This is a genomic window from Desulfocurvus thunnarius (assembly GCF_055390965.1).
The window spans coordinates 2,474,400-2,498,776 of sequence record NZ_AP042411.1 but is presented as its reverse complement, the minus strand read 5'-3'; the positions used below and the strand labels follow the sequence as shown (position 1 = coordinate 2,498,776).

Here is a 24,377-nt window from a genome sequence, read left to right as displayed (position 1 = left end):
TCATGTTCACAGGACTGGTGGAATGCACCGGCACGGTGACCGGCCTGGAGCCGCGCGGCGCCCAGACGCGCCTGCGCGTGGCCCCGGCCACCATGCGCGACTTCGTGCCCGGCGAGAGCATCGCCGTCAGCGGCGCCTGCCTGACGGTGGAAACCTTCGGGCAGGACTGGTTCACGGCCTACGCCTCGGCGGAGACCCTGCGCGTCACCAGCCTGGGCGCGCTGCGCACCGGGGCGCAGGTGAACCTGGAGCGCGCCCTGGCCCTGGGCGACCGCCTGGGCGGGCACCTGGTGTCCGGCCATGTGGACTGCCTGGCCGAGGTCGCCGCCGTGCGCCCGGCGGGCGAGTCGCGCATCTACCGCATCGCCTTTCCCGCGGCCTTCGGCCCGCAGGTCATCGCCAAGGGCTCCGTGGCCCTGGACGGCGTGAGCCTGACCGTCAACGCCTGCGGCGGCGACTGGCTGGAGGTCAACGTCATCCCCGAAACCCAGCGGGTGACGACCATCGCCGCCTGGGCCCCGGGGCGGCGCGTGAACATGGAGACGGACTTGATAGGCAAGTACGTGCAGCGTATGCTCGGCCCCTGGGCCGCGCGCGCCGGAGCCCCCGGGGCCACCGGCGCGTCCGCGCAGGAGGGGGCCATCACCGAGGACTTCCTGCGCAGGCACGGCTTCTGATACGATCACAACGGGGCGGCCCGGACGCCCCATCCCGAGAGGACACGACATGCCCATCGTCAAGGCCGAAGAGGCCATCGAGGAAATCCGCAAGGGGCGGATGATCATTCTGGTCGACGACGAGGACCGCGAGAACGAGGGCGACCTGACCATCGCCGCCGAATTCGCCACGCCCGAGGCCATCAATTTCATGGCCACCCACGGGCGCGGGCTGATCTGCCTGTCCATGGCCCCGCCGCTGGTGGAGCGCCTGCAACTGCCCATGATGACCACCAAGAACGAGTCGGGCTTCGGCACGCCGTTCACCGTGTCCATCGAGGCCCGCCGGGGCGTGACCACGGGCATCTCGGCCTATGACCGCTCCACCACCATCCTCACGGCCATCAGCGACACCGTGGCCCCCGAAGACATCGTGACCCCCGGGCACGTCTTCCCCCTGCGCGCCAACCCCGCCGGAGTGCTGGCCCGCGCCGGGCAGACCGAGGGCAGCGTGGACCTGGCCAAGCTCGCCGGGCTGCGCCCTGCGGGGGTCATCTGCGAGGTCATGCGCGAGGACGGCAACATGGCCCGCATGCCCGACCTCATCGAATTCGCCAAGAAACACGGCCTGAAGATCGCCACCATCCGCGACCTCATCGAATACCGCATGAAGTTCGGCAACATGGCCGTGGACAAGGTGGCCGAGGCCAAGCTGCCCTCGTGCTACGGCGGCGAGTTCACGGCCCACGCCTACCTCTCGCAGGTGGACGGCAAGGAGCACCTGGCCCTGGTCATGGGCAAGATCACCCCGGGCGAGCCCGCGCTGGTGCGCGTGCACAGCGAATGCCTGACGGGCGACGTGCTCGGGTCCATGCGCTGCGACTGCGGCGGGCAGCTCCAGGCGGCCATGCGCAAGATCGCCGAAGAGGGCAAGGGCGTTCTGCTCTACATGCGCCAGGAGGGCCGGGGCATCGGCCTGTGCAACAAGATCCGGGCCTACGCCCTGCAGGACGAGGGCTACGACACCGTGGAGGCCAACCGCAAGCTCGGCTTCAAGGCCGACCTGCGCGACTACGGCATCGGCGCGCAGATCCTGGTTTCCCTGGGCGTGACCAAGATGCGGCTCATGACCAACAACCCCAAGAAGATCGTGGGCCTGGAAGGCTACGGCCTGGAGGTGGTGGAGCGCGTGCCCGTGGAGATCGCCGCCTGCCAGTGGAACCACGACTACCTGGAAACCAAGAAGAAGAAGATGGGCCACCTCCTGCATCTGGACGAGGAGAAGCGCGCCTAGCGCGCCGCGGGCCTTCCCCCACCCCCAAGGAGAAACAGCGATGTACCATATCAAGACCATCGAGGGCCAGTTCCAGGCCCAGGGCCTGCGCTTCGCCCTCGTGGCCGCCCGCTTCAACGACTTCATCGTCGACCGCCTGGTGGGCGGCGCCGTGGACTACCTGACCCGCAACGGCGCCACGCGCGAGAACATGACCCTGGTGCGCGTGCCCGGGGCCTTCGAGATGCCCCTGGCCGCCAAGAAGCTGGCCGCCAGCGGCAACTACGACGGCGTGATCTGCCTGGGCGCGGTCATTCGCGGCGCCACGCCGCACTTCGACTTCGTGTCCGGCGAGGCCGCCAAGGGCATCGCCCACGCCATGCTGGAGACGGGCGTGCCCATCGGTTTCGGCGTGCTGACCACCGACACCCTGGAGCAGGCCATCGAGCGCGCCGGGTCCAAGGCCGGCAACAAGGGCGTGGAGGCCGCTTCCGCCGTGCTGGAAATGGTCCGGGTCATGGAGCAGATATAGCCCATGAACATGCAGAAGAAGGGTGGCCGCCGCTCTGGCCGCCGCCGCGCCTTCGAGGTGCTCTACGGGTTGTGCTTCGCCCCGCCCGAGGGCGGCGACACCGCGCGCGCCGTGGCCCTGGCCCCCGAGGCGCGCCAGGAACAGGATCAGGACACGCCCCCCGAGCCCCCCGACGCCGAGCCCGACGCCGACGCCAGGGACTCGGGCCGCGAGGAGTTCGCCCGGGCCCTGGTGGCCGGGGTCTGGGCCCGGCGCGACGATCTGGACCAGACCATCAACCGCTTCTCGCAGCACTGGAAGCTCGCGCGCATCGCCCGCGTGGAGCTGACCATCCTGCGCGTGGCGCTGTATGAAATGCTTTATCTGGACGACATTCCGCTCAAGGTGGCCATCAACGAGGCCGTGGAGCTGGCCAAGCGCTACGGCGACGACAACTCCAAGAACTTCGTGAACGGCATCCTCGATGCCGTGGCCCGGGCAGTGGAACATGGTGAGCTTAGGGTTCGTTAAGGACACCGCGCAGTGCCCGCCGGGGACGCCCCGGGTGGTGCTCGGCCGGGCGGCCATGGGCGGCCCGGTGCTGCGGGCGTGGCGCGAGCGCCGCCGCCAGAGCGTGGAGCTGCGCTGGAACGTGGCCCGGGGCGGCGAACTGGCCCTGTGGGCCCGCGACATGGCCCAGGCCATGGCCGACCTGCGCTGGAGCGCGTGGTGCATCGACGCCCAGGCCGTGGCCGACGCCACGGACGCGCCCCCCGGCCAGCGGCTCACGGCCTGGGGCCTGGAATTCTGGCGCCACTACACGGCCAGCGCCGACGTGTACGTGGTCGTCGGCGAGGACGGCCGCAAGGCCGCCATGCGCAGCGTGGATGCCTGGACCCGGAGCTTCGCCCATGTCAGGTTTGCCCAGCGGCTCGACATCGACCTCCAGGTGCGGCAAAAAGCCGAGGAACTGAAGGACAAACCCGTGCGCAGGACGCTCAACCGGCTGTTCCCCGCGCTGTTCAACCGCCAGTAGACGCCGCAGCAGGCGCAAGCAAGGAATCCGCATGTCCGAAAGCGTGTACGCCCCCGAATCCATCGAGACCAAGTGGCAGCGGCTCTGGGAGGAGCGCGGGCTCTTCAGGGTCCAGGTCGATCCGGCCCGGCCCAAGTTCTACGTGCTGGAAATGTTCCCCTACCCCTCGGGGCGCATCCACATGGGCCACGTGCGCAACTACTCCATCGGCGACGTGGTGGCGCGCTTCAAGCGCATGCAGGGCTTCAACGTGCTGCACCCCATGGGCTGGGACGCCTTCGGCCTGCCCGCCGAAAACGCCGCCGTCAAGCACGGCACCCACCCGGCCAAGTGGACCTACGAAAACATCGCCACCATGCGCACCCAGTTGCGCCGCCTGGGCTATTCCTACGACTGGGACCGCGAGCTGGCCACCTGCCACCCCGGCTACTACCGCTGGGAGCAGCTCTACTTCCTCAAGCTGCTGGAAAAGGGCCTGGCCTACCGCAAGAAGTCGCCCGTGAACTGGTGCCCGAGCTGCCACACCGTGCTGGCCAACGAGCAGGTGGAGGAAGGCCTGTGCTGGCGCTGCGATTCCGTGGTGGAGCAGCGCGAACTGGAGCAGTGGTTCCTGCGCATCACCGACTATGCCGACGAGTTGCTGGAATGGCTGGACAAGCTGCCCGGCTGGCCCGAGCGCGTGCTGACCATGCAGCGCAACTGGATCGGCCAGAGCCACGGCTCGGAGCTGGAATTCCAGGTCGAGGGCCGGGACGAACGCGTGGCCGTGTTCACCACCCGCCCCGACACCCTGCACGGCGCGACCTTCATGAGCCTGGCCGCCGAGCACCCGCTGGTGGACACGCTGCTGGCCGCCTGCCCCGACCCCGCCCTGGCCGAACAGGCCCGGGCCTTCGTGCACAAGGTCCGCAACATGGACCGCATCGTGCGCGGCGCCGACGACCTGGAAAAGGAAGGCGTGTTCACCGGGGCCTACTGCGTGAACCCCGTCACCGGCGCACGCATGCCCATCTGGATCGCCAACTTCGTGCTCATGGGCTACGGCACCGGCGCGGTGATGGCCGTGCCCGCGCACGACCAGCGCGACTTCGAATTCGCCCGCAAATACGGCCTGCCCATGCGGGTGGTCATCCAGCCCGAGGGAGAGACCCTGGACCCCGCCGCCATGGACGCCGCCTACACCGGGCCCGGCCTGCTGGTGAACTCCGGGGCCTTCGACGGCCGGCCCAACGAGGAGGCCAAGGCCGCCATCACCGAACATCTGGCCCAGAGCGGCCTGGGCAAGACCACCGTCAACTACCGCCTGCGCGACTGGAACGTCTCGCGCCAGCGCTACTGGGGCGCGCCCATCCCGGTGGTCTACTGCGAGCGCTGCGGCGTGGTGCCCGTGGCCGAGGCCGACCTGCCCGTGCTGCTGCCTCTGGACGTGAAAACCCGCCCCGACGGCAAAAGCCCGCTGCCCGAGACCGAAAGCTTCCTGGCCGCCGCCTGCCCCAAATGCGGCGGCCCGGCGCGGCGCGAAACCGACACCATGGACACCTTCATGGAATCGTCGTGGTACTTCATGCGCTACGCCTGCGCCCGCGACGAGGCCCGGGGCCTGGACCCCGAGGCCCTGAAGTACTGGCTGAACGTGGACCTGTACATCGGCGGCATCGAGCACGCCATCCTGCACCTGCTCTACTCGCGCTTCTACGTGAAGGCCCTGCGCGACCTGGGCATCGTGGACCTGGACGAGCCCTTCACCGACGTGCTGACCCAGGGCATGGTGCTCATGGACGGGTCCAAGATGTCCAAATCCAAGGGCAACGTGGTCGATCCCGACGACATGATCCGCACCTACGGCGCGGACACCACGCGCCTGTTCTGCCTGTTCGCCGCGCCGCCGGAAAAGGATCTGGAGTGGAACGAACAGGGCATCGAGGGCGCCTCGCGCTTCCTCAAGCGCCTGTGGCGGCTGGTGGACGAGCTTTTGCCCGTGCTCTCCCCGGTGGGCGCCTGCGCGGCCATGGACGGGGCGGCCCTGACCGGCGCCGCCCGCGACCTGCGCCGCAAGGAGCACCAGACGGTGCAGAAGGTCCAGCGCGACATCATGGCCAACTTCCAGTTCAACACGGCCATCGCGGCGGTGATGGAACTGGTCAACGCCCTGTATCTGGCCAAGGACGAACTGGCCGCCGCCGAAGACGGCGCCCGGGTGCTCTCCTCGGCCGTCAGCTCGGCCCTGACGGTGCTCTCGCCCGTGGCCCCGCACATCTGCGAGGAGCTGTGGCAGCGCATGGGCTACGACACCCTGCTGACCGGCGCGCCCTGGCCCGCCCACGACGAGGCCGCCCTGGCCGTGGACGAGGTCACGGTCATCGTGCAGGTCAACGGCAAGGTGCGCGGGCGCGTGGCCGTGCCCGCCGGGGCGGACTCCGCGCGGATGCAGGCCCTGGCCCTGGCCGAGCCCAACGTGGCCAAGCACCTCGAAGGCCATACCGTGCGCAAGGTCATCACCGTGCCCGACAAACTCGTGAACATCGTGGTGGGGTAAACGTCATGCAGCAGCAGCGGGTCATCCACGTTCTGGCCGTTCTGACCCTGGCCCTGGCCGCGACCATGGCCCTGGCGTCCTGCTCCGGCTACCGCAACGCGGCGGAACCGGGAACGGCCCTGGCCCTGCCCGCCGACTGCCGCGCCCTGTTCCTGCGCACGGTGAAGAACCCGACCATGGCCCCCGACCTGGAAGCGACCCTGCGCTCGGCCCTGCGCGACGAACTGACCCGCCGGGGCCGGGCGACCTGGGTTTCGCGCGAGGCCGCCACGGCCTACGTGGACGTGGACGTGCACCGCTTCACCTCGTTCACCTCGCTGACCAACGCCAACGACGAGACCATCCGTTCCAGCGCCAGCGTCATCCTGACCGTGAGCATCTTCCGCCGCTCCACGGGCGCGCAGGTCTGGACCTCCGGGCGGGTGAACTCCAACGAGTCCTACACCGGCAACGACCGGCCCCTGGCCGAAGCCAACGCGCTGGACATGGCCGTGCGCCGCGCGGTGGACCGCATGTCCCAGAACTACTGACCCCGAGAGGCGACCCCGTGGCCCAGGCCCCAGGCAGACCCGGCTTCAGCTTCCTGCTGTGCCCCGACCCGGAACTCATCCGCCAGCGCCTGGAGGCCCTGGCGGCCGAGCACGGCCAGGGCCGTCCCTGGGAGCGCCGCGTCCATTGGGGCGACGAGGAACTGCCCGGCTCCTTCTGGGCCGACCTCACCGTGCCCGACCTCATGGGCACGCCCCGGCTGGTGGTCGTCCGCCGGGCCCACAAGCTGCTCAAGGACACCTGGGACAAGCTGACCCAGCCCCTGGGCAGCTTCAACGCCGCCATCTGGCCCGTGTTCTGCCTGGAGGCCGAGGCCGACCGCAAGGGCCCCAAGCCTCCGGCGGTGCTGACCAAGACGAAATTCTGGCCCGTGGCCGAAAAGCGCGGCTGGGTCTGGACCTCCCCGGGCCTGACGCCCCAGGGCATGGAGGACTTCGTGCGCGGCCACGCGGCCCGCGCGGGGCTGAGCGTCGCCCCCGACGCCCTGCGCGCCCTGTGCCGGGCCCTGCCCTGCGACGCCCTGGGCGCAAGGAACGAGCTGGACAAGATCGCCCTGGCCGCCGGCCCCGGCGGCACAGTGACCACCGCACACCTCGGGATCGTCTCCTTCGAGGCGGACATGGACCTCTTCGCCTTCATCGCCGCCGTCATCGAGGGCCGCAGCGGCGACCAGGTCTGGAAAAAGGTCATGGACAACCGCCAGGCCAGTTCCAGCGACGACATCTTCTTCGCCTTCCTGTCCCTGCTCCAGCGCGAGGCGCGCCTGCTGTGGGAGCTGGCCAGCGGCGAGCCGCCCTCGGCCTGGATGCCCCCCGGAGCCCAGCGGGCCAAGGCCGAACTGGCCCGCCGCGCGGGCCCGCAGGCGGCCGCCCGGGTCTTCGAACTGGCCCTGGAGGCCGAGTTCGGCATCAAGACCGGCCAGCGCACGCCCGAGCAGGCCTTCGAGGCCCTGGTCATGGGCCTGCACGCCGCCCTGGGCGCCCGGCCCGCCTCCGCCCGCCGCTAGGCGCCCCTGTTTCGGGTTGAACCCGTCCCCTCATGCGGATAAAACGGGCCTGGGGCCCGTTTCCGGGACCATCGCATGCCAACCCCCCTTGCCAGCGGGCCGGGAAGTGCTCATATGAAGGAAGAACCGCATTACACGGGCCATCGGGAGCGCCTGCGGGCCCGGCTGCTGCGCGACCCGCGCCAGCTTGCCGACTACGAGCTGCTCGAACTGCTCCTGGCCCAGGTCGTGCCGCGGCGCGACACCAAGCCGCTGGCCAAGGCCCTGCTGGCGAGCTGCGGCTCCCTGGGCGGCGTCTTTGCCGCCCGGCCCGAGGAACTGCGGCGCGTGCCCGGCTTCGGCCCGGCCCTGGAAGCCTTCTGGACCCTGTGGCGAGAAACCTGGGCCCGGGCGTCCGAAAGCCCCGTGCGCCAGCGCGAAGTGCTGGACAGCCCGGCAGGCGTGGCGGCCATGGCCAGGGCCCGCCTGGCCGACAGGACCACCGAGGAGCTGTGGCTGGCCCTGGTGGATGCGAAAAACAGGCTGGTGGGCTGGGAACGCGTGGGCCAGGGCTCGGTGGACGAGGTGGCGGTGCCCGTGCGCGAGGTGCTGCACGCGGCTCTGCGCTTCGAGGCCCACGGGGTGGTGCTGGTGCACAACCATCCGGGCGGCGACCCCCAGCCCTCGGAGAGCGACATCCGCTTCACCCGGCGCCTGGACGAGGCGGCCCGGGCCGTGGGGGTTCGCCTGCTGGACCATCTGGTGGTCGCCTCGGGGGGCTACGCGAGTTTTCGATCCCTGGGCCTTCTGGGCTGACGCCCACGCCCGGGGCGGGACGGCACGGACACGACGAACGGCGCACACGCAACGGACACGCGGCGAAAACCCCGCAAGGAGGACAGCCATGATCCGCAGCCTGCAATCCATCGTCACCGGCACGGTCCAACGGGTGGGCCTGCGCTCCTGGATTCAGGGTCAGGCCCGGAGCCTGGGCGTCAACGGCTGGGTCCGCAACCTGGCCGACGGCACCGTGGAGGTGCTGGCCCAGGGCGACGAGGCCGCCGTGGTGGAACTGCGCGACCGGCTGCTGACCGGCTCGCCCCTGGCCCGCATCCAGGACGTGCGCTCCAAGTGGCTGGACTACGACAAGCCGCACGACCGCTTCGAAATCCGGTCGTGACCCGGGCCGGTGCCCGGGCCAGGACCCCGCCGCCCGCGCCGCGCGCGGCGCGCAACGAGAACAAAACGGCCCGGACCGGGCTTCGCCCGGCTCCACAGGGCCTTTGCATGCCCCGAAAAGGAGCCCCATGAGCAACGATACCCTGGAAAACGTCCTCGTGCTGGCCGACGCCGACCCCAAGGACGACAACGGGCAGGAGCAGAAGCCCAAGATTCCCGCCGAAGTCCCGGTGCTGCCCGTGCGCGACATCGTGGTCTTCAACTATATGATCCTGCCGCTCTTCGTCGGCCGCGAGAAATCCGTGGCCGCCGTGGAGGCCGCCCTGGCCGGCGACCGGCACATCCTCATCCTGACCCAGAAGGACGAAAGCGTCGACGAGCCCACGCCCGACGACCTCCACGAGGTCGGCACCGTGGGCCTGATCATGCGCATGCTCAAGATGCCCGACGGACGGCTGAAGATTCTCGTCCAGGGCCTGTCGCGGGCCCGGGTGGCCGAGTTCACGGGCCAGGAGCCGGGCCTGCACGCGCGCATCGAGCTCATCGAGGAGCCCCAGGTGGCCGAGCTGACCAGCGAGCACGAGGCCCTGGTCCGCGCCGCCAAGGAGCAGAGCGAGCAGATCATGAACCTGCGCGGCGTCTCCTCGCCGGACATCATGGGCGTGCTCTCCAGCGTGGACGACCCCGGGCGGCTGGCCGACCTGGTGGCCTCCAACCTGCGCATGAAGGTGGCCGACGCCCAACGCATCCTGGCCTGCGTCGACCCCATCGAGCGCCTGCGGCTGGTCAACACCCAACTGGCCAAGGAGGTCGAGGTCGCCGGAATGCAGGCCAAGATCCAGTCCATGGCCAAGGAGGGCATGGACAAGGCCCAGAAGGACTATTTCCTGCGCGAGCAGATGAAGGCCATCCGCCGCGAGCTGGGCGACGGCTCCGACGACGCCGAGGAGCTGGACGAACTACGCGCCGCCCTGGCCAAGGCCGACCCGCCCGCCGAGGTCATGCAGGAGGCCGAAAAGCAGCTCAAGCGCCTGGGCTCCATGCACCAGGACTCCTCCGAGGCCACGGTCATCCGCACCTACCTGGACTGGATCGTGGAACTGCCCTGGAACCGCCAGACCCGCGACCGCCTGGACATCAAGAAGGCCGAAAAAATCCTCGACGAGGACCACTACGACCTGTCCAAGGTCAAGGAGCGCATTCTCGAATACCTCTCGGTGCGCAAGCTGAACCCGAAGATGAAGGGCCCCATCCTGTGCTTCGTCGGCCCTCCCGGCGTGGGCAAAACCTCGCTGGGCCGCTCCATCGCCCGGGCCCTGGGCCGCAAGTTCCAGCGCATGAGCCTGGGCGGCATGCGCGACGAGGCCGAAATCCGCGGCCACCGCAGAACCTACATCGGCGCCATGCCCGGGCGCATCGTCCAGGGCCTCAAGCAGACGGGCAGCCGCAACCCCGTGTTCATGCTCGACGAAATCGACAAGCTCGGCGCGGACTTCCGCGGCGACCCGTCCTCGGCGCTGCTGGAGGTGCTCGACCCCGAGCAGAACAACACCTTCACCGACCACTACATGAACGTGCCCTTCGACCTGTCCAAGGTCATGTTCATCTGCACGGCCAACACCCTGGACACCGTGCCCGCGCCGCTGCTCGACCGCATGGAGACCATCCGCATCCCCGGCTACACCGAGCACGAGAAGGTCAAGATCGCCCGGCGCTACCTGCTGCCGCGCCAGGCCACGGAGAACGGCCTGAAACCCCGCGAGCTGCAACTCTCGGACGGCGTGCTGGCCAAGATCGTGCGCGAGTACACCCGCGAGGCGGGCCTGCGCAACCTGGAGCGCGAGGTGGGCTCCATCTGCCGCAAGCTGGCCCGGCGCAAGGCCGAGGGCCAGAAGGGCCCCTTCCGCGTCACCGCCGGAGCCGTGGAGAAATTCCTCGGCCCGCCGCGCCTGCGCGACGACGCCCTGGAGGCCAGCCTGCCCCCGGGCGTGGCTCTGGGCCTGGCCTGGACGCCCTTCGGCGGCGAGATCCTGCACATCGAGGTCCAGGCCATGCCCGGCAAAGGCAAGCTGACCCTCACCGGCCAGCTCGGCGAGGTCATGAAGGAGTCGGCCCAGGCCGCCCTGTCCTACGCCCGGGCCCGGGCCAAACGGTTCGGCATCGACCCCGACTTCACCGAAAAGATGGACATCCACATCCACGTGCCCGCCGGAGCCACGCCCAAGGACGGCCCCTCTGCGGGCGTGACCCTGGTCACGGCCCTGGTCTCGGCGCTGACCGACACCCCGGTCTGCGGCGACGTGTGCATGACCGGCGAGGTCACCCTGCGCGGGCGCGTGCTGCCCGTGGGCGGCATCAAGGAAAAAATCCTCGCCGCCGTGGCCCACGGCATGACCACGGTCATCATCCCCAAGGACAACGAGCACAACCTCGTGGACATCCCCGCCGAACTGCGCCGCCGGATCACCGTGCGCCCGGTGGAACTCATCGACGAGGTCTGGCCCCTGGCCTGCCTCCGGGAGCCGGGGGGCAAAGCCGCCGCACCGGGTGCGCCCGATGCGCCCGATGCGCCCGATGCACCGGGAAAGGGCACGGCCAAGCCCCGGGGCAAGGGCAACGCGCGGCCCAAGGCCGCAGCGAAGCCCAAGGCGAAGGCCAAAGCGACCCCCACGCCCAGACCGGGCAAAACCACCGCCGGCTAGCACAAAGGGCGACCTCCGCGAGGTCGCCCTTTTTTACGCGCCCGAAAGCACGGGCTCGCCCCGCGCAGGTCGGAGGAAGGCCACGCGCGCCCTTGCCGCCCGCGCCGCGCCCCGCGCCGACTCTCCCGCCGCGACACCGCAATATTAATATTTATCAAGGATTTCCCCTGAAGATTGACAACGGAATCACAAGCACAAAGAGCCCCGCCCAGTCATATGAAATTCTTGAGGATCGGAATCTTTACAGAGCACCCCATCTGGGATAAATTCCCGAAAGCGAAAGACTGGGCATGTCGAAGCCTGTCCGCATCTATCGACTGAAAGCAATGCCGCTTGTAATTGACTCATGGATACAGGCAATGACTCTTGATCCAGCAAAAGAAAGCGCCGACCTTCCACTTGGGCGGAAGAAGATTTATGCGGGCCATCTTTTCCGTCTTTCCCGTATCGCCCTGCTCTTCTATCTCCTGCTCTTTCCATTCGGCATGAGCTTCCGTGAAATCGGGGCGTGGACGGCGACATCGGCCGTGCTCCTGCTTTATGCATTGGACTTCCCCTCCACCAATGCCAGCCGCATGGGCCGCCTGTTCTGGGTCTTCCCGGCCTTCTGGGCCTTCCTGGTCTTCAAGACCGTCACGTCCATCTCGCCCTCCACAAGCTGGTACGCCCTGCAAAGCAACGTGCACATGGGCTTCGGGCTCTTCTTCGTCGGCCTGGAGTTCGTGCGCCGCGAAACCGACCTGCGCCTGCCCGTCTACGCCATGGCCGCCAGCGGCTGTGTCCAGGGCCTGGACGGCGTGTGGCAGGCGGCCTTCGGGCGGGACTTCTTCTACGGAGCCAAGCCTCTGGGCGTCCGCCTGACGGGCACCTTCTCGACCTACCGCGTGGGCAACCTGCTCTCGCTCTACATGCCGCCCATGGCCGGGCTGTTCTGGGCCCTGCCCCAGCGGATCGCGCGGCACAAACGCCTGCTGGCCACGGCCGCCGTGCTGGCGCCCGCGCTGTTCCTGCTCATGGGCTCGCGCACGCGCAGCGCCATGATCGGCCTGGGCGTGGCCCTGCTCGTGGCTTGGTTCGCCATGCGCCGCTCGTGGTGGAAAGCGCTGCTGGTTCTGTGCGTCGCGGCGGCCCTGGTGGTCGCCTTCGGGCCCTACCGCTTCAGCCTCGAAGGCGTCATGAACGACCCGCGCATCCAGGACCTCTGGCCCCTGGGGCTGAAGGTCTTCGCCAACTGGCCCCTGCTCGGCTCGGGGGTCGAGACGTACAACAACGCCTTCCGCAGCCTCGGGCTGAAACCCTTCACCGTGGCCCTGGACATCCCCCACCCGCACAACGTCTATCTGCAACTGCTGTGCGAAACGGGCATCATCGGCCTGGCGTTTTTCCTGGGCATGGTCTTCCTGCTCCTGCGGTTCGCCGGGAAGCGCGTCCTGCCCCGGGCGCGCGCGGGCAGCCGCTGGTGGAGCGTCGCGGCCCTGTTCCTGGCCGCCTATGTCGGCTATCTGGCCACGGGTGTCAGCGGCCACAGCTTTTTCCGCAACTGGTGGCTGGGTACGGCGCTGCTCCTGCTGGGGCTGGCCCTGGGCTTCTGCGCCGCGTCCACGCGCCCGGAGTTCGGCGGCGGCGCCAGACAGGATCGCCGCTGATGACCGCCAGTTCCACAAGCCCCGGAAACGACGGCTCCCGGCAAACCGGCTGCGGCTCCATGCAGGACGCCTCCAGGCCGAGAATCCTCGGGCCCAAGGCCTCGCTGCTGGCGGCCATTCTCCTGGACCTCGCCGTGCTGACCGCCTCGGCGGCCTGCGTGGTGGCGCTGCGCTCCGCCTTCGGCGGCGGCATCGTCCTGCCCCGGCTCTACCTCGGCCTGTCCTGGGCGCTGGGCCTTTATTTCTGCATCGCCGCCTCCATGGGCCTGTACCCCGGCTACCTGCGCACGCCCCCGGAAGAACTGAAAATCCTGAGCTGGGTGACCACGCTGTTCTTCCTGGTCATCGGCTCCCTGACCTTCTTCTCGCGGGGGGCGGAGCTCTATTCGCGCTCCATTTTCCTGGGCGCGTGGCTGCTCTGCCTGCTGACGCTGCCCGCCGCGCGCATTCTCGCCCGACGCTTTCTGGGCCACCTGCTCTGCTGGGGCTACCCCTGCGTGCTCATCGGCTCCAGCGAGGAAGTCCACCGCGTGCTGGACAACCTGCAACACGACCGCCGCCACAGCCTCTGGCCCCTGGCCGCCGTGACCGAAACCGGCGCCCCCCTGGGCGGCGGCAGGCGCATCCCCGTGGTGCCCTTCGCCGAACTGGAGCTCATCGCCGCGCAGCATCCGCACTGCCACGCCATCCTCGTCTACGCCACCGGCAACCCCTTTCCCCCGCCGGAACTCGCCGAGGCCCTGAGCTTCCATTTCAAGCACGTCCTGCTCTCCTCGCGGGCCATCAGCGACCTGTCGCTGTGGACCAAGGGCGTGGACGTGGGCGGCAGCACCTTCCTCAAGACCTATTTCAAGCTGCTCGACCCCACCCGGCGCCGCTTCAAGCGCGTCTTCGACCTCGTGCTCTGCGTGCTGGGCAGCGTGGTCGCCCTGCCCCTGCTGCTGGGCATCAGTCTGGCCATCAAGCTCGACAGCCGCGGCCCGGTCCTCTTCCGCCAGCCCCGCCTGGGCCAGGGCGGCCGGGAATTCCAGATTCTGAAATTCCGGACCATGCACTGCGACGCCCAGGCCTGCCTGGAGCGCATGCTGGCCGAAGACCCCGAACTGGCCCGGGAGTGGGAGGTCAACCAGAAGCTCCGGGCCGACCCGCGCATCACCCGGGTCGGCCGCTTCCTGCGGGCCACGAGCCTGGACGAGCTGCCGCAGTTCTTCAACGTCATCGACGGGACCATGAGCCTGGTCGGGCCCCGGCCCATCCTCGTGGACCAGGCCGGGATATACGGCGAGGCCTACGAGATATACACCCGCCTGGAGCCGGGCATCACCGGCCTGTGGCAGGTCTCGGGGCGCAACCGCCTGAGCTTCGAGCGCCGGGCGGAGCTTGATGTCTACTACGCGCGCAACTGGTCGATCTGGATGGATTTCTGGATTCTGGGCAAGACCGTCCGCGAGATTCTGACCCGCAGCGGGAAATAGCCGACCCCGGCCCGCGCCGCCGCAGCCCCAACGCAAGCGAGCCGCCATGCCCCCAAGCACCAGCCCCCGCCCCGCCGTCTCCGTACTGCTCGCCACATACAACGGGGCGGCCTACGTGGAGGCGCTCCTGGATTCCCTGCTGGCGCAGACGCTGCCCGCGCGGATCATCGCCCGCGACGACGGCTCCGCCGACGCCACGCCGCACCTCCTGGCGCGCCGCGACGCTCGGGTCCGGATTCTCGAGGACGACCGGGGCAACGTCGGCGTACGCGAAAATTTCAACCTGCTGGCCCAGGCGGCGGACACGCCCTACGTGGCCTTTGCCGACCAGGACGACCTGTGGGAGCCGCGCAGACTGGAGGCCGGAATGGCCGTCATGGCCGAGCTGGAAGGGCGCCTCGGCCCCGGGGTCCCCGTTCTGGTGCACGGCGACCTCGCGGTGTGCGACGCCCAGGGCCGCACGGTGGCGTCCTCCCTGTGGCGCTTCCAGGGCCTGGACCCCGCCGTACAGGACTTTTCCCGGCTGCTGGTGCAGAACAACGTCACCGGCTGCACCGTGCTGTGCAACCGCGCGCTGCTGGAGGCGGCCTTCCCCGTGCCGCCCGGGGCGATCATGCACGACTGGTGGCTGGCCCTGGTGGCGGCCATGAGCGGAACGATCGGCGTCGTGCCCGAGGCGCTGGTGCGCTACCGCCAGCACGGCGCCAACCAGATCGGCGCCGTGCGCGGCAACCTCGCGGGCTTGCTGCGCCGCTGGCGCAAAACCGACCCGTGCGCCGCCCTGCGCGCCACCCAGGCCCAGGCCCGGGCTTTCCACGACCGCTACCTGGGCCAGGGAGACCCGCACGGCGCCCTGCCCCTAGCCGCCGCCTACGCGGGCATCCGCAGCCGAAGCTACCCCGGGCGGCTGCTCACGCTCTGGCGATACGGATTGTGGAAGCAGGGTCTGCTGCGCAATCTCGGCCTTGTGCGCTATATCTGAGGCTGGTCATGAAGCATTCGGTCATCATTCCCGTCCTGAACCCCGGGCCGCTGCTCGGCCCGCTCGTCGCGGCCCTGCGCGCCCAGACCCTGGCGCCCGACGAAATCATCGTCGTGGACTCCGCCTCCGCCGACGGCAGCGCCGCCCTGGCCCGCGCGCTGGGCTGCCGGGTCATGCCCATCGCCCGGGCGGCCTTCGACCACGGCGGCACCCGGCAGATGGCGGCGGAGTCGGCCGGGGGGGACATTCTCGTCTACCTGACCCAGGACGCCCTGCCTGCGGACGACGGCGCCCTGGCCGCGCTGGTGCGTCCCTTTGCGGACCCGCGGGTCGGCGCCTGCGGCGGGCGCCAACTGCCCCACAAGGACGCCAACCCCCTGGCGGCCCACGCCCGGCTGTTCAACTACCCGGCCGAGTCCTGCGTGAAAACCCGGGCGGACATCCCGCGCCTGGGCATCAAGACGCCCTTCCTCTCCAATTCCTTTGCGGCCTACCGCAAGGCCACGCTGCTGGAGATCGGCGGCTTCCCCCACCCCGTGCCCCACAGCGAGGACATGCACGTGGCCGCGCGCATGCTCCTGGCCGGGTACGCCGTGGCCTACGCGGGCGACGCCCGGGTCCACCACTCGCACAACCTGACGCCCTGGCAGGAATTCATGCGCTACCGCAGCATCGGCGCCTTCCACCGCCAGAACCCCTGGATCGAGGAGGCCTTCGGCAAGGCCAGGGGCGAAGGCCTGCGCTACGTGCGCTCGGAGCTGCGCCACGCCCGCACCCACGGCCTGGGCTGGGTGCTGCGCTCCATCCTGACCTGTGGGGCCAAGTACGCGGGGTTCAGGCTGGGGTAGGCAGTTCCGCGGCACAAGGTGAGACGAAGCGCCCGCCACGCACCCGGGGCGGCTGCACTCCGGGCCGCGCGGGAGCTCAGAAGCCCATCTGCCGCAGCTCCCCGAAGGCATTGCGGATGTCCATCTCATGAGGCCGCAACCCCTCGAACTCGGGCTGCGCCAGGATGCGTTCCACATCCTCCGCCCAGCGTTGCGGGTCCAGCAATTCGGGATACTGCGAAAAATCCCGCTCCGGGAAATCGCCGACCGTCCGGTGCAGGGTGTCGTTGTATCCAGTACTGCCCGCCCGCAGCGTGGCCGCCTGCTCCCGGGAAATCCGGAACGGCCCGCGAAAGCGGGCCTCGGCTTCGGCCAGACGACGCAAGGCGAGATAGTGTCCGGGCTGGTGCGCAAAGCGCCGGTTCACGATGAGCTTGAAGGCCAAAAGATGCCCGGAGATGGTCGGATTCTTGTCCCCCGTCGCTTCCGTGGCCCCGGGAAGGGGCAAACTCAGCCGCTCCAGGAAATCCGTGACGACCCCGCCCGGCCGAGCCAGGGTCTGCTCGTAGCTCAGGAACTGGGCCGTGTCCGAAAAGGCCCGCCAAAATTCCATGAACCGGTCGAGGTCGATTTTGAAGAAGCCCCGGCAATAGTCCTCGAATCCGCAGGACAGGGCGGCGGCCTGCACGCGCTGGGCATACGCGCTGCGCGCGTAATCCAGAAATTCACGCAAGTAGCACAGCGTATGGATGCGGTAGGCAGGCGGCCGCTGCCCGGGGAGGAGCACGGGGCCCGCAAGCAGCGACAACACGGCCCAGAGCGGCGCACCCACGAGCCTTCGCCTGAAAAAGAAACCCAGCCGCCCGGAGGCCTTCACGTTCTGAAATCCTTCGGAGCTGCAAATGACCTTCGGAAAGGGGCGTGTTTCCTGTTCAAACTGCTTACGGATGCGCATCATCTCAAGGGCCTTCCTAGGGGCCGGACCGACGAGGGCAGACGCAACGGCTGAATGGTTCACATACCTTCCGATCCGTGGATAGCAGAACCCGAGGGATTCGAGGCGTTCCCTGTTTGCAAAAAGGAAATGCTGCAAGGAGCTCGTCCCCGTCTTGTGGCGCCCGATGTGCAAATAGAGTGTTTTTTCAGACATCGGCCCCCTCCTCTTTCCGCGTATCCCAATCCTTACGCAGAAGGGCATCCACTTTCCCAGCCCGTTGCGCGTTCCTCTCCTCTCCCTGGCTGGCCACGAAGGCATGCAGCGTGGCGTCGAAGCCCGGCGTGGCGCTCATTCTTCGGCGCAAAGTCGACACCGCATATTCGTAAAGCTCGATATCCAGCGCATTGCACTCGCAGAGCAGATCGAATGCATCCTGCCCTATTTCCTCTCTGAGGCGCGCGATGCGCTCCACGGGGCTCAATCCGTTGGCCTGACGGACATTCCGCCGGACGTAGGAGAAATCTATTCCGGGAAACACCGGCCTGAGCGTCTCGCCAAACAGCACCATGCTTTCGTCGAAGCACTCGACAATCCCCAAAAGCGGCAACCCGGCCACGAATTCCTTGGCTGTTTCGAGGTCGGCTCTGGTGATCGTCCTGTCCCACCTGTGGGGAAAGGGCAGGGAATGCATGATGCTCGCGTTGCGGATGGTCGGGGGCACATCCCGGCGCATGCGCCAGAGCACATACTCGCGCAGGCTGTGCTCGCGCGCGAAGCGCGAACCCTGGGTGCCGGAATCCACCTGGGCCCGCTCGAAATTATAGGCCGAGGCCACCCGGTCCAAAGGATGCCGGTACATGGTCAGGAGATAAAACGCGGTGTTTGCGATTTGCGGCAGCGGCAAGGCCAAATGGTGCGACGCCAAGGCGCTGACGTGCGGATTGTTCCGGAAAAACTCGCCAAGATATGCGGACCCCTTCCGCATGGCCTTGTTGTCGCGGTGATCGACGAACCGGGACCCGAAATTTTTCCGCAGTATCCCGTCGACGGTCGTTCCGGCATTCTTGAAGAGGTGGTTATGCACGATGACATGACGCTCGCCACCTTTCTTACGGAATCTGCCCCGCAGGAAACGCAGCATCTCAGGAACTCCTCATCGGGCCTGCAAGCAACGAGGGAACAGACCGGTTGGCTCTCTCAACGATCCGGAACAAGCAAATCCTCCATCGCCTCGGTCACCGTCCGGGCCACGGTTTCAAAGGAATAGACCTCCCGGCAGACCTGCACTCCGGCCTGCGACAGGCGCTGCCACAGCGCCTCGTCGGCGTACAGGGTCATGATGGCCTGGGCCATTTCCTCTCCGGTTTCGGCCACGAGCAGGTGCTCCCCATCGGCCAGCACGGAACCCTCCACGGCGATGGGCGAGGCCACGCAGGGCACGCCGTGGGTCAGGCTGGAAATGACCTTGCCCTTCATGCCCGCGCCGTAGCGCAGGGGGGCGACCGTCAGTCGGCAGCCTCCGAACAGCGCGCCGAGATCCTCCACGAATCCGCGCACCTCCACATCCCCGGCCGCCAGGGCCAGCACTTCGGAGGGCGGATCGCTGCCCGCGATGACGAAACGCCCGGGAAAGCCCCGCTCGCGCAACAGGGGCATGACCTCGGCCACGAAATGTTTCACCGCATCCACGTTGGGCGGATGCGCGTAGCCGCCGATGAAGACGATGTCCTTGCGCTGCCCCCAGGGCGTCGGCGCCGGGCCCGGAACGTCGCGCATGATGGGCATCTGCAACAGCCGGGCTCCGGGCAGGGCCTCGCGCAGCACGTCCACCTCATGGGCGCTGCGCAGCAGCGTCAGGTCCGCCCGGGCAATGACCTCGAGCTCCAGTTCCCTCGTCTTGCGGGCCATGCCCGCCAGCACGGCGGAGCCGTCCAGCTCCGCCTCGCGGCTTTCGCGCAGGAAGTGCAGGTCCACGGTATCGAAGCAGATCTTCGCCTGCGGGGCGCACTCGCGGACCAGGGGCACCAGCGGCGCGGCCACGCCGACCCGGGTCAGCACCACGAGGTCCGCGCCGGGGGCGTAGCGGCGGATACCCTCCTGGACCGAGGGCACCCAGGGGCCGTACAGGCATTCGATGCCGATACGCTGCAACTCTTCGGTATAATGGCCTTCGTGGCAGCAGCTTTCGGGCAGGAAGACCACGTGGAAGCCCATGCCCAGGAAGATGCACATGAGGTTGCGGGCATCGATGGAGCCCGAATCCTTGTCCGGGGTGGGGGTGGTCGCATCCACGACCAGCACGCGTCCGGCCTTGGCGCGCAGCGCGGGCAGGGCCCCGGGGTCGCAGAGCCCGTATCCGGCAAGCTCCCGGGCCCATTTGGTCCGGAACTTGAGCTTGTTCACCGCCTGGTGGCGCTTCACCCCCGAGGCCTCGGAGGTGCCGTTGCTCACGCCCTCGAAATGCACCACCCGCGAACAGGGCTGGAAAAGCACGCGCTTGCCCGCGGCGCGGACCTGGAAGGCCAGATCGGTGTCCTCATAGTAGGCCGGGGCGAAGCGCTCGTCGAACCCGCCCAACCGGTGCCAGAGAGCCGCGTCCACGGCGATGCAGGCTCCGGAGCAGTAGTCCGCGTCGCGTGCGAAACAGAAACGCGGGTCCCGGGGGTCCTCCATCCGCCCGTAGTTCCAGGCGCCGCCGTCCTCGAAGACGATACCCCCCGCCTCCTGAAGCGCGCCCTCGGGGTAGATGAGCCTGGCGCCGACCATTCCGGCGCCGGGATGCTCGTCGAACGTGCGCACCAACTCGGTCAGCCAGTTCGGCAGGACCACGGTGTCGTTGTTCAGGAAGACAAGAACGGCGCCCCGGGCCGCCAGGGCCGCCTTGTTGCACGTGCGCAGGAAGCCGAGGTTCGTCTCGTTGCGCAAATAATGGACCCGGGAAAATTCTTCGCTGAAAACCGCCAGGGTCTGGTCCGAGGAGGCATCGTCGGCGACGATGATCTCGTAGTCCTGGTAGGCGGTGTTGAGATAGATGGAATGCAGGCAGGCCAGGGTAAAACGAATCTGATTGTGGACCGGGATGATGATGCTCACCGTGGGTCGGGGGCCGGCCTGGGCCAGGGTGCCCATGAGCAGGTACAACTCCTGGCGCCAGGAGGCGATCTCCGCATCCGTGGCGGGCGAGGGCCGGGCATCCCCCGAGGAACGGGGCAGGCCGTAGCGGCCGACCAGGGGCAGATCTTCCAGCGGCAGCGTCGGCACCAGGGACGACCGGACCCCGCTCAAATGCCGCCTGCAACGCAGGAGCACCTGACGCAGGCCGCTACGCCCCGAAGTCAGCAGCAACAGGCCGTTTTTGACGCGCCGGGGGTGCAGGATGCGCAGCACTCCGGAAAGAGCGGTCACAAGACGGGAGATTGCGGACGGGGCCACAGGGCCGGAACCCGGGAGCGGCGCCTGACGCAAGAGTCGCTCCACGCGCGCAAGCTCGGCCGCCAGCCCTTTGTCCGCCCGGCCCAGCCATCCGGTCAGCGTCGCCACGCCCCGAAGCAGCCTGGAATCCCGCAGCCGTTGAAGGCTGGCCTCCAGCGCATGGACGCGGACCTGGAGCATGGCGTTGCGTTCGCGCAACCCGGACTCCATCTGCTCCGGAGGCAGTTCCTCCACCCGCTCCCGCTTCAGAACGTCGGCCCAGGGTTGCCCGCTTCTCCGGCTGCGCAAATCCCGGCGCAAGGCCTCCTCCCGGTCCGGGGCGGACGGAACGGCCCGCCCCTGCTCCAGGGCGGCCGCGAGCTCGCGCTGCGGCGGCTCCAGCGGGAGGAGGGCATCGTTGTCGCCGTGTTGCAAGCCGGGATCCACGAAAGCCTCCACCTCCGCCCGTTGCGGCAGGCGCAGGCCATGCACTCCGGCCGCCATCAGCGCACCGTGGAGGTACACAACGGTCTGCCAGGGGTCGCGCAGCAACTCCTCGTAACGCACGGGAATCCGGGGCCGGTCCCCCAGGGTGCGCAGCATGTTCCTGGTGTAGAATTCCCACAGCCCCACGCCGTATGCCAGGGGAAGAGCGTTGCGCCGCAGCAGGGACAAGGCCACCTGCACCGGGGAGCGCTGGGCGTGGATGAAGACCGGGCATTCCAGGCGCGGCAGCCAGTGTTCCAGGGTCAGGCACAGCCGCGGGTCCTTGATGAACCAGGGCCGGTTGGCGTCCAGCCGGAGCAGGATGTTGGCCAGATAGGCATGGGTCGGAGCCAACGCCTCAGCAGACGCCGCGCCGAAGTCCAGCTCGTCGACCCGCCACCAGGAGCCTCCGGCGGCCTGGAGCAGCCTGTCGTTGGCCCAGACCACGTCCAGGCGCTCCCAAAACCCCTTGGGATTGTCCTGGGCCACTTGCGCGGCGACACTTTCCTCGCCGAAATAGCAGCCCATCATATTCAGCAGCCGGGCCAGGGCCGAAGTGCCGGAGCGGTGCATGCCCAGGACGATGATCTGCATCAGGCGCTCCCCTGCGGGGCGAAATCGAGCGGGCGGGCGGGAACGGCCCGGCCCGGAGGCACTTGGCGGAACCAGAAGCTGCCGCCGCCGCCGGGATAGCGGCGGTGCATGAATTCCTCCAACTCGGAGCGCAGGCTCAGATAGGCAAAGGACGAGCCGAAAAGCGTGCGCGTGCGGCCGTTGCCGAGCAGATAGGCCAGCAGCAGGTACTGTTCGGTCCAGTGCAGGTGCCGCTCCAGGGCCCAGGTCTTCGGCAAGCCCACGGGCAGGAACACGTCGTGCACGTGGATGGCCAGGTCGCGCGTCAGGCCGGGCAGCACCCGCAGATAGAGATGCAGGCAGTCGCTGCCGACCTTCACGGTGTGCGTGGAGTCGATGAACAGGATGTCGCCGTCGGCCAGGGTCTCGTTGAAAAACGCGGCGGGGATGGCCTGGGCGGGCTTTTCGATGAGTTCGATGCCGGGCAGGCGGCGCAGCCATTTGGAGGGGAAGGGCTCGATGCAGACGAGCCGACCCGCGCCGTTGCGGCGCAGGGCCTCCCGGGCCACCAGGGAGGAGAAGCCCGAGCCGATTTCCACAATGGTTCGCGGGCGGACCCGACGAATCATGGCGTAGTAGCTCATGGCGTCGGAATAGGAGAACATGCCGTTCTTCCAGAAATAGCCTTGGGGCGCGTCGGAGTTGCCCTCCAAAGGCGGCTCGAAATCCTCGGAAAACGCGGTCAGCTCCTTCAGGTTCCCGCGCAGTTCCTCCACGGGGAAGACCTCCTCGGGTCCGAAGGGCGCGGCTTCCCGATACTCGAAGGCCGCTTCCACGTCACGGACCAGGGGGATCGTGCCGTAGAAGGTCGCCGGTTCCACGAACACGCCGCCGTCCTGGAGGTAGCGGTGGATGTCCGGCCCGGCGTACATGTATTTGGTGCCCAGGCGCACGAGGGTGTTCAGCTCGGCCCGGGTCTGCGGAGCGGCCAGAGGTCCGGGAAGCCGCCCCAGGCGGCGCTTGATCCATTGTTTTGCCCGCAGGGCCAGGCTTGTCATTCCGTTTTCCCTCCAGCGGCAGGCGCCGGTTTCAGACGCTGCCTGAACTCGCCGAGCACCGTCCGGGTGTCCCCCAGCGCCACAGGCCTGCCCTGGTCGACCCAAAGCACCCTGTCGCAAAGTTCCTCAATGGTATCGATGGAGTGTGACACAATAACCACTGTCTGATCTGAGCGGATACGCGCTTTCATGGCTTCGGTGGACTGCTGCTTGAACTCGGCATCGCCCACCCCGAGCACCTCGTCGATGAGCAGGATCGGCGGAGCGACGTGGAAGGCCACCGCAAAACCGAGCCGGGCCTGCATGCCCGAGGAGTAGTTGCCCGCAGGCTCGTCGATGAAGTCGCCGATGCCGGAATAGGCGATGATGGAGTCGAGCCTGGCTTTGGCCTCGCGGCGGCGCAGCCCCAGGAGCATGGCGCTCAGCAGCGCGTTTTCCCGGCCGGTAAGGTGCGCCACGAAGCCCACCTTCAGCGAAAACAGCGACGCCCGCCCGACGTGATTGACCACCTCGCCCTCGTCCGGGGCGATGATTCCGGCCATGATCCGCAGCAGCGTGCTCTTGCCCACTCCGTTGCGCCCGATGACCCCGAGGGTCTCGCCGCGAAGCAGGTCGAAGGAAAGATTGCGCAGGGCCCAGAATCCGCCCTGGCCCGCCCGCTTCCGGCGCTGATAGCAGACGCCCACATTGCGCAGGCTCAGAGCCACGCGCCCCGCCTTGTCTGTCATGCCTGTCGTGTCCACCATGTCCGTCGCACCCGTCGAGTCCGTCATGCCAGCACCTTCGGATAGACGCGGTCAAAGCGGCGCATGAGCGCACACGCGGCGGCCCAGACCACCGCGGACAGCAGGAAGATCGCCCCCAGGCCGCCCCAGCCGGGCCAGGCCCCGTCGATGAGCACCCGACGGTAGTCGGCGATGAGCGCCGCCAGGGGATTGAAGTACAGATAGGACTGGAACGGCTCGGGAATCCGCGAAATGTCGAAGATCACGCCGGAGAGAAAGAATAGCGGCATGAGCATGTTGCTGATGATCTGGTTCAGGTCCGGCACGAAGGGCACCAGCGCCGCAAGAACTCCCGAGACGGCGAGCATGAAAAAAAACTGCGCGGCGACGAGCAGGGGCAGGGCCAGCCACGCCACCGTGGGCCTGACGCCGGTCACCAGCAGGAAGGTCAACAGCAGGCAGAAGACGACGAGGAATTTGAACGCGTTGGTCAGCGCGGAGACCCAGGGGAAGATGTACTTGGGCAGATAGACCTGACGCATGAGGTTCACACCCCCGGCGATGGACTTGGAGCAGGCAGGCAGCGTGCTGGCGAACCATTTCCAGGCCACCAGCCCGGTCAGCAGGAACGGCACGAGTTTGCCGTCGGCGTGCTGCCGGATGTAGACGAAAAAGAAGGAAAACATGCCCAGATAGATAAGCGGCTCAAGAATCCACCAGAGCACGCCAAGGTAGCCGCGCGCCGCCTCGGCCTTGAGGTCGGCATATGCGCGGAAGAAAATGATCTCCACATAGTGCAGCATGGCGTCAGCGTTGCCGGATACCGGGTG

General features: G+C 68.2%; 20 protein-coding genes and 1 pseudogene. 15 read left to right on the top strand and 6 right to left on the bottom strand.

From position 1 onward, the window contains the following. Nucleotides 1-2 precede the first annotated feature (2 nt). The 15 genes from ACZ5KV_RS10840 (at nucleotide 3) to ACZ5KV_RS10770 (ending at nucleotide 16,378) form a co-directional block, all read left to right on the top strand. Complete coding sequence (locus ACZ5KV_RS10840; protein ID WP_464239315.1) at nucleotides 3-677, top strand: riboflavin synthase; 675 nt, start codon at nucleotides 3-5, stop codon at nucleotides 675-677. A gap of 49 nt (nucleotides 678-726) precedes the next feature. Continuing rightward, entirely contained in the window at nucleotides 727-1,950 is a 1,224-nt protein-coding gene (locus ACZ5KV_RS10835) for a bifunctional 3,4-dihydroxy-2-butanone-4-phosphate synthase/GTP cyclohydrolase II (RefSeq protein ID WP_464239314.1), read from the top strand. Nucleotides 1,951-1,990: 40 nt separating this feature from the next. After that, complete coding sequence (ribH, locus tag ACZ5KV_RS10830) at nucleotides 1,991-2,461, top strand: 6,7-dimethyl-8-ribityllumazine synthase (RefSeq protein WP_464239313.1); 471 nt, start codon at nucleotides 1,991-1,993, stop codon at nucleotides 2,459-2,461. A gap of 3 nt (nucleotides 2,462-2,464) precedes the next feature. Continuing rightward, a complete protein-coding gene (gene nusB / locus ACZ5KV_RS10825; protein ID WP_464239312.1) occupies nucleotides 2,465-2,971 on the top strand; it encodes a transcription antitermination factor NusB in 507 nt (168 codons plus the stop codon). Next, nucleotides 2,949-3,476, top strand: a complete 528-nt coding sequence (locus ACZ5KV_RS10820) for a hypothetical protein (protein ID WP_464239311.1) — start codon at nucleotides 2,949-2,951, stop codon at nucleotides 3,474-3,476. Before nusB ends, ACZ5KV_RS10820 begins: the two co-directional genes overlap by 23 nt. Nucleotides 3,477-3,507: 31 nt before the next feature. Further along, a complete protein-coding gene (leuS, locus tag ACZ5KV_RS10815; RefSeq protein ID WP_464239310.1) occupies nucleotides 3,508-6,012 on the top strand; it encodes a leucine--tRNA ligase in 2,505 nt (834 codons plus the stop codon). Nucleotides 6,013-6,017: 5 nt separating this feature from the next. Beyond that, nucleotides 6,018-6,542 (top strand): LPS assembly lipoprotein LptE, encoded by a 525-nt coding sequence (gene lptE / locus ACZ5KV_RS10810; RefSeq protein WP_464239309.1) that lies wholly within the window; start codon nucleotides 6,018-6,020, stop codon nucleotides 6,540-6,542. Nucleotides 6,543-6,559: 17 nt separating this feature from the next. Continuing rightward, the gene (holA, locus tag ACZ5KV_RS10805; RefSeq protein WP_464239308.1) at nucleotides 6,560-7,567 is read left to right on the top strand and encodes a DNA polymerase III subunit delta; all 1,008 of its coding nucleotides are present in this window, start codon (nucleotides 6,560-6,562) and stop codon (nucleotides 7,565-7,567) included. A 114-nt stretch (nucleotides 7,568-7,681) separates the two neighbouring features. Continuing rightward, the gene (gene radC, locus ACZ5KV_RS10800) at nucleotides 7,682-8,362 is read left to right on the top strand and encodes a RadC family protein (RefSeq protein WP_464239307.1); all 681 of its coding nucleotides are present in this window, start codon (nucleotides 7,682-7,684) and stop codon (nucleotides 8,360-8,362) included. An 88-nt stretch (nucleotides 8,363-8,450) separates the two neighbouring features. Further along, nucleotides 8,451-8,726 carry an acylphosphatase gene (locus ACZ5KV_RS10795; protein WP_464239306.1) on the top strand — a complete coding sequence of 92 codons (276 nt, stop codon included), beginning with the start codon at nucleotides 8,451-8,453 and terminating at the stop codon, nucleotides 8,724-8,726. A gap of 127 nt (nucleotides 8,727-8,853) precedes the next feature. After that, entirely contained in the window at nucleotides 8,854-11,427 is a 2,574-nt protein-coding gene (gene lon, locus ACZ5KV_RS10790; protein ID WP_464239305.1) for an endopeptidase La, read from the top strand. A 527-nt stretch (nucleotides 11,428-11,954) separates the two neighbouring features. Beyond that, nucleotides 11,955-13,073 carry an O-antigen ligase family protein gene (locus tag ACZ5KV_RS10785; RefSeq protein WP_464239304.1) on the top strand — a complete coding sequence of 373 codons (1,119 nt, stop codon included), beginning with the start codon at nucleotides 11,955-11,957 and terminating at the stop codon, nucleotides 13,071-13,073. Further along, nucleotides 13,073-14,548 carry an undecaprenyl-phosphate galactose phosphotransferase WbaP gene (wbaP, locus tag ACZ5KV_RS10780; protein WP_464239303.1) on the top strand — a complete coding sequence of 492 codons (1,476 nt, stop codon included), beginning with the start codon at nucleotides 13,073-13,075 and terminating at the stop codon, nucleotides 14,546-14,548. The genes ACZ5KV_RS10785 and wbaP overlap by 1 nt, the downstream gene beginning before the upstream one ends. A 46-nt stretch (nucleotides 14,549-14,594) precedes the next feature. Then, nucleotides 14,595-15,530: a glycosyltransferase family 2 protein gene (locus ACZ5KV_RS10775; protein ID WP_464239302.1), complete on the top strand. Its 936-nt coding sequence runs from the start codon at nucleotides 14,595-14,597 to the stop codon at nucleotides 15,528-15,530. A gap of 8 nt (nucleotides 15,531-15,538) precedes the next feature. Next, the gene (locus ACZ5KV_RS10770; RefSeq protein WP_464239301.1) at nucleotides 15,539-16,378 is read left to right on the top strand and encodes a glycosyltransferase family 2 protein; all 840 of its coding nucleotides are present in this window, start codon (nucleotides 15,539-15,541) and stop codon (nucleotides 16,376-16,378) included. 76 nt (nucleotides 16,379-16,454) lie between these two features. On the opposite strand, the gene ACZ5KV_RS10765 is transcribed toward ACZ5KV_RS10770, so the two are convergent. From ACZ5KV_RS10765 to ACZ5KV_RS10740, 6 genes and pseudogenes are all read right to left on the bottom strand, one after another. Beyond that, nucleotides 16,455-17,315 (bottom strand): hypothetical protein, encoded by an 861-nt coding sequence (locus ACZ5KV_RS10765; protein WP_464239300.1) that lies wholly within the window; start codon nucleotides 17,313-17,315, stop codon nucleotides 16,455-16,457. A gap of 184 nt (nucleotides 17,316-17,499) precedes the next feature. Beyond that, on the bottom strand, nucleotides 17,500-18,435 hold the full coding sequence (locus tag ACZ5KV_RS10760) for a sulfotransferase family 2 domain-containing protein (protein WP_464239299.1): 936 nt from the start codon (nucleotides 18,433-18,435) through the stop codon (nucleotides 17,500-17,502). A 56-nt stretch (nucleotides 18,436-18,491) separates the two neighbouring features. Then, nucleotides 18,492-21,785, bottom strand: coding sequence for a glycosyltransferase (locus ACZ5KV_RS10755; RefSeq protein WP_464239298.1), 3,294 nt, complete (start codon nucleotides 21,783-21,785; stop codon nucleotides 18,492-18,494). Next, the gene (locus ACZ5KV_RS10750; RefSeq protein ID WP_464239297.1) at nucleotides 21,785-22,822 is read right to left on the bottom strand and encodes a class I SAM-dependent methyltransferase; all 1,038 of its coding nucleotides are present in this window, start codon (nucleotides 22,820-22,822) and stop codon (nucleotides 21,785-21,787) included. Before ACZ5KV_RS10750 ends, ACZ5KV_RS10755 begins: the two co-directional genes overlap by 1 nt. Next, a pseudogene (locus ACZ5KV_RS10745) lies at nucleotides 22,819-23,424 on the bottom strand (ABC transporter ATP-binding protein); the annotation flags it as partial. The gene ACZ5KV_RS10750 and the pseudogene ACZ5KV_RS10745, both read right to left, overlap by 4 nt. A 167-nt stretch (nucleotides 23,425-23,591) precedes the next feature. After that, on the bottom strand, nucleotides 23,592-24,350 hold the full coding sequence (locus tag ACZ5KV_RS10740) for an ABC transporter permease (protein WP_464239296.1): 759 nt from the start codon (nucleotides 24,348-24,350) through the stop codon (nucleotides 23,592-23,594). Nucleotides 24,351-24,377 lie beyond the last annotated feature (27 nt).

Bases quoted from the DNA above. Each gene is read 5' to 3' on its own strand.
- ACZ5KV_RS10840 (WP_464239315.1), top strand. From the start codon at position 3: ATGTTCACAGGACTGGTGGAATGCACCGGCACGGTGACCGGCCTGGAG.
- ACZ5KV_RS10835 (WP_464239314.1), top strand. From the start codon at position 727: ATGCCCATCGTCAAGGCCGAAGAGGCCATCGAGGAAATCCGCAAGGGG.
- ribH (WP_464239313.1), top strand. From the start codon at position 1,991: ATGTACCATATCAAGACCATCGAGGGCCAGTTCCAGGCCCAGGGCCTG.
- nusB (WP_464239312.1), top strand. From the start codon at position 2,465: ATGAACATGCAGAAGAAGGGTGGCCGCCGCTCTGGCCGCCGCCGCGCC.
- ACZ5KV_RS10820 (WP_464239311.1), top strand. From the start codon at position 2,949: ATGGTGAGCTTAGGGTTCGTTAAGGACACCGCGCAGTGCCCGCCGGGG.
- leuS (WP_464239310.1), top strand. From the start codon at position 3,508: ATGTCCGAAAGCGTGTACGCCCCCGAATCCATCGAGACCAAGTGGCAG.
- lptE (WP_464239309.1), top strand. From the start codon at position 6,018: ATGCAGCAGCAGCGGGTCATCCACGTTCTGGCCGTTCTGACCCTGGCC.
- radC (WP_464239307.1), top strand. From the start codon at position 7,682: ATGAAGGAAGAACCGCATTACACGGGCCATCGGGAGCGCCTGCGGGCC.
- ACZ5KV_RS10795 (WP_464239306.1), top strand. From the start codon at position 8,451: ATGATCCGCAGCCTGCAATCCATCGTCACCGGCACGGTCCAACGGGTG.
- lon (WP_464239305.1), top strand. From the start codon at position 8,854: ATGAGCAACGATACCCTGGAAAACGTCCTCGTGCTGGCCGACGCCGAC.
- wbaP (WP_464239303.1), top strand. From the start codon at position 13,073: ATGACCGCCAGTTCCACAAGCCCCGGAAACGACGGCTCCCGGCAAACC.
- ACZ5KV_RS10775 (WP_464239302.1), top strand. From the start codon at position 14,595: ATGCCCCCAAGCACCAGCCCCCGCCCCGCCGTCTCCGTACTGCTCGCC.
- ACZ5KV_RS10770 (WP_464239301.1), top strand. From the start codon at position 15,539: ATGAAGCATTCGGTCATCATTCCCGTCCTGAACCCCGGGCCGCTGCTC.
- ACZ5KV_RS10765 (WP_464239300.1), bottom strand. From the start codon at position 17,315: ATGATGCGCATCCGTAAGCAGTTTGAACAGGAAACACGCCCCTTTCCG.
- ACZ5KV_RS10760 (WP_464239299.1), bottom strand. From the start codon at position 18,435: ATGCTGCGTTTCCTGCGGGGCAGATTCCGTAAGAAAGGTGGCGAGCGT.
- ACZ5KV_RS10755 (WP_464239298.1), bottom strand. From the start codon at position 21,785: ATGCAGATCATCGTCCTGGGCATGCACCGCTCCGGCACTTCGGCCCTG.
- ACZ5KV_RS10750 (WP_464239297.1), bottom strand. From the start codon at position 22,822: ATGACAAGCCTGGCCCTGCGGGCAAAACAATGGATCAAGCGCCGCCTG.
- ACZ5KV_RS10740 (WP_464239296.1), bottom strand. From the start codon at position 24,350: ATGCTGCACTATGTGGAGATCATTTTCTTCCGCGCATATGCCGACCTC.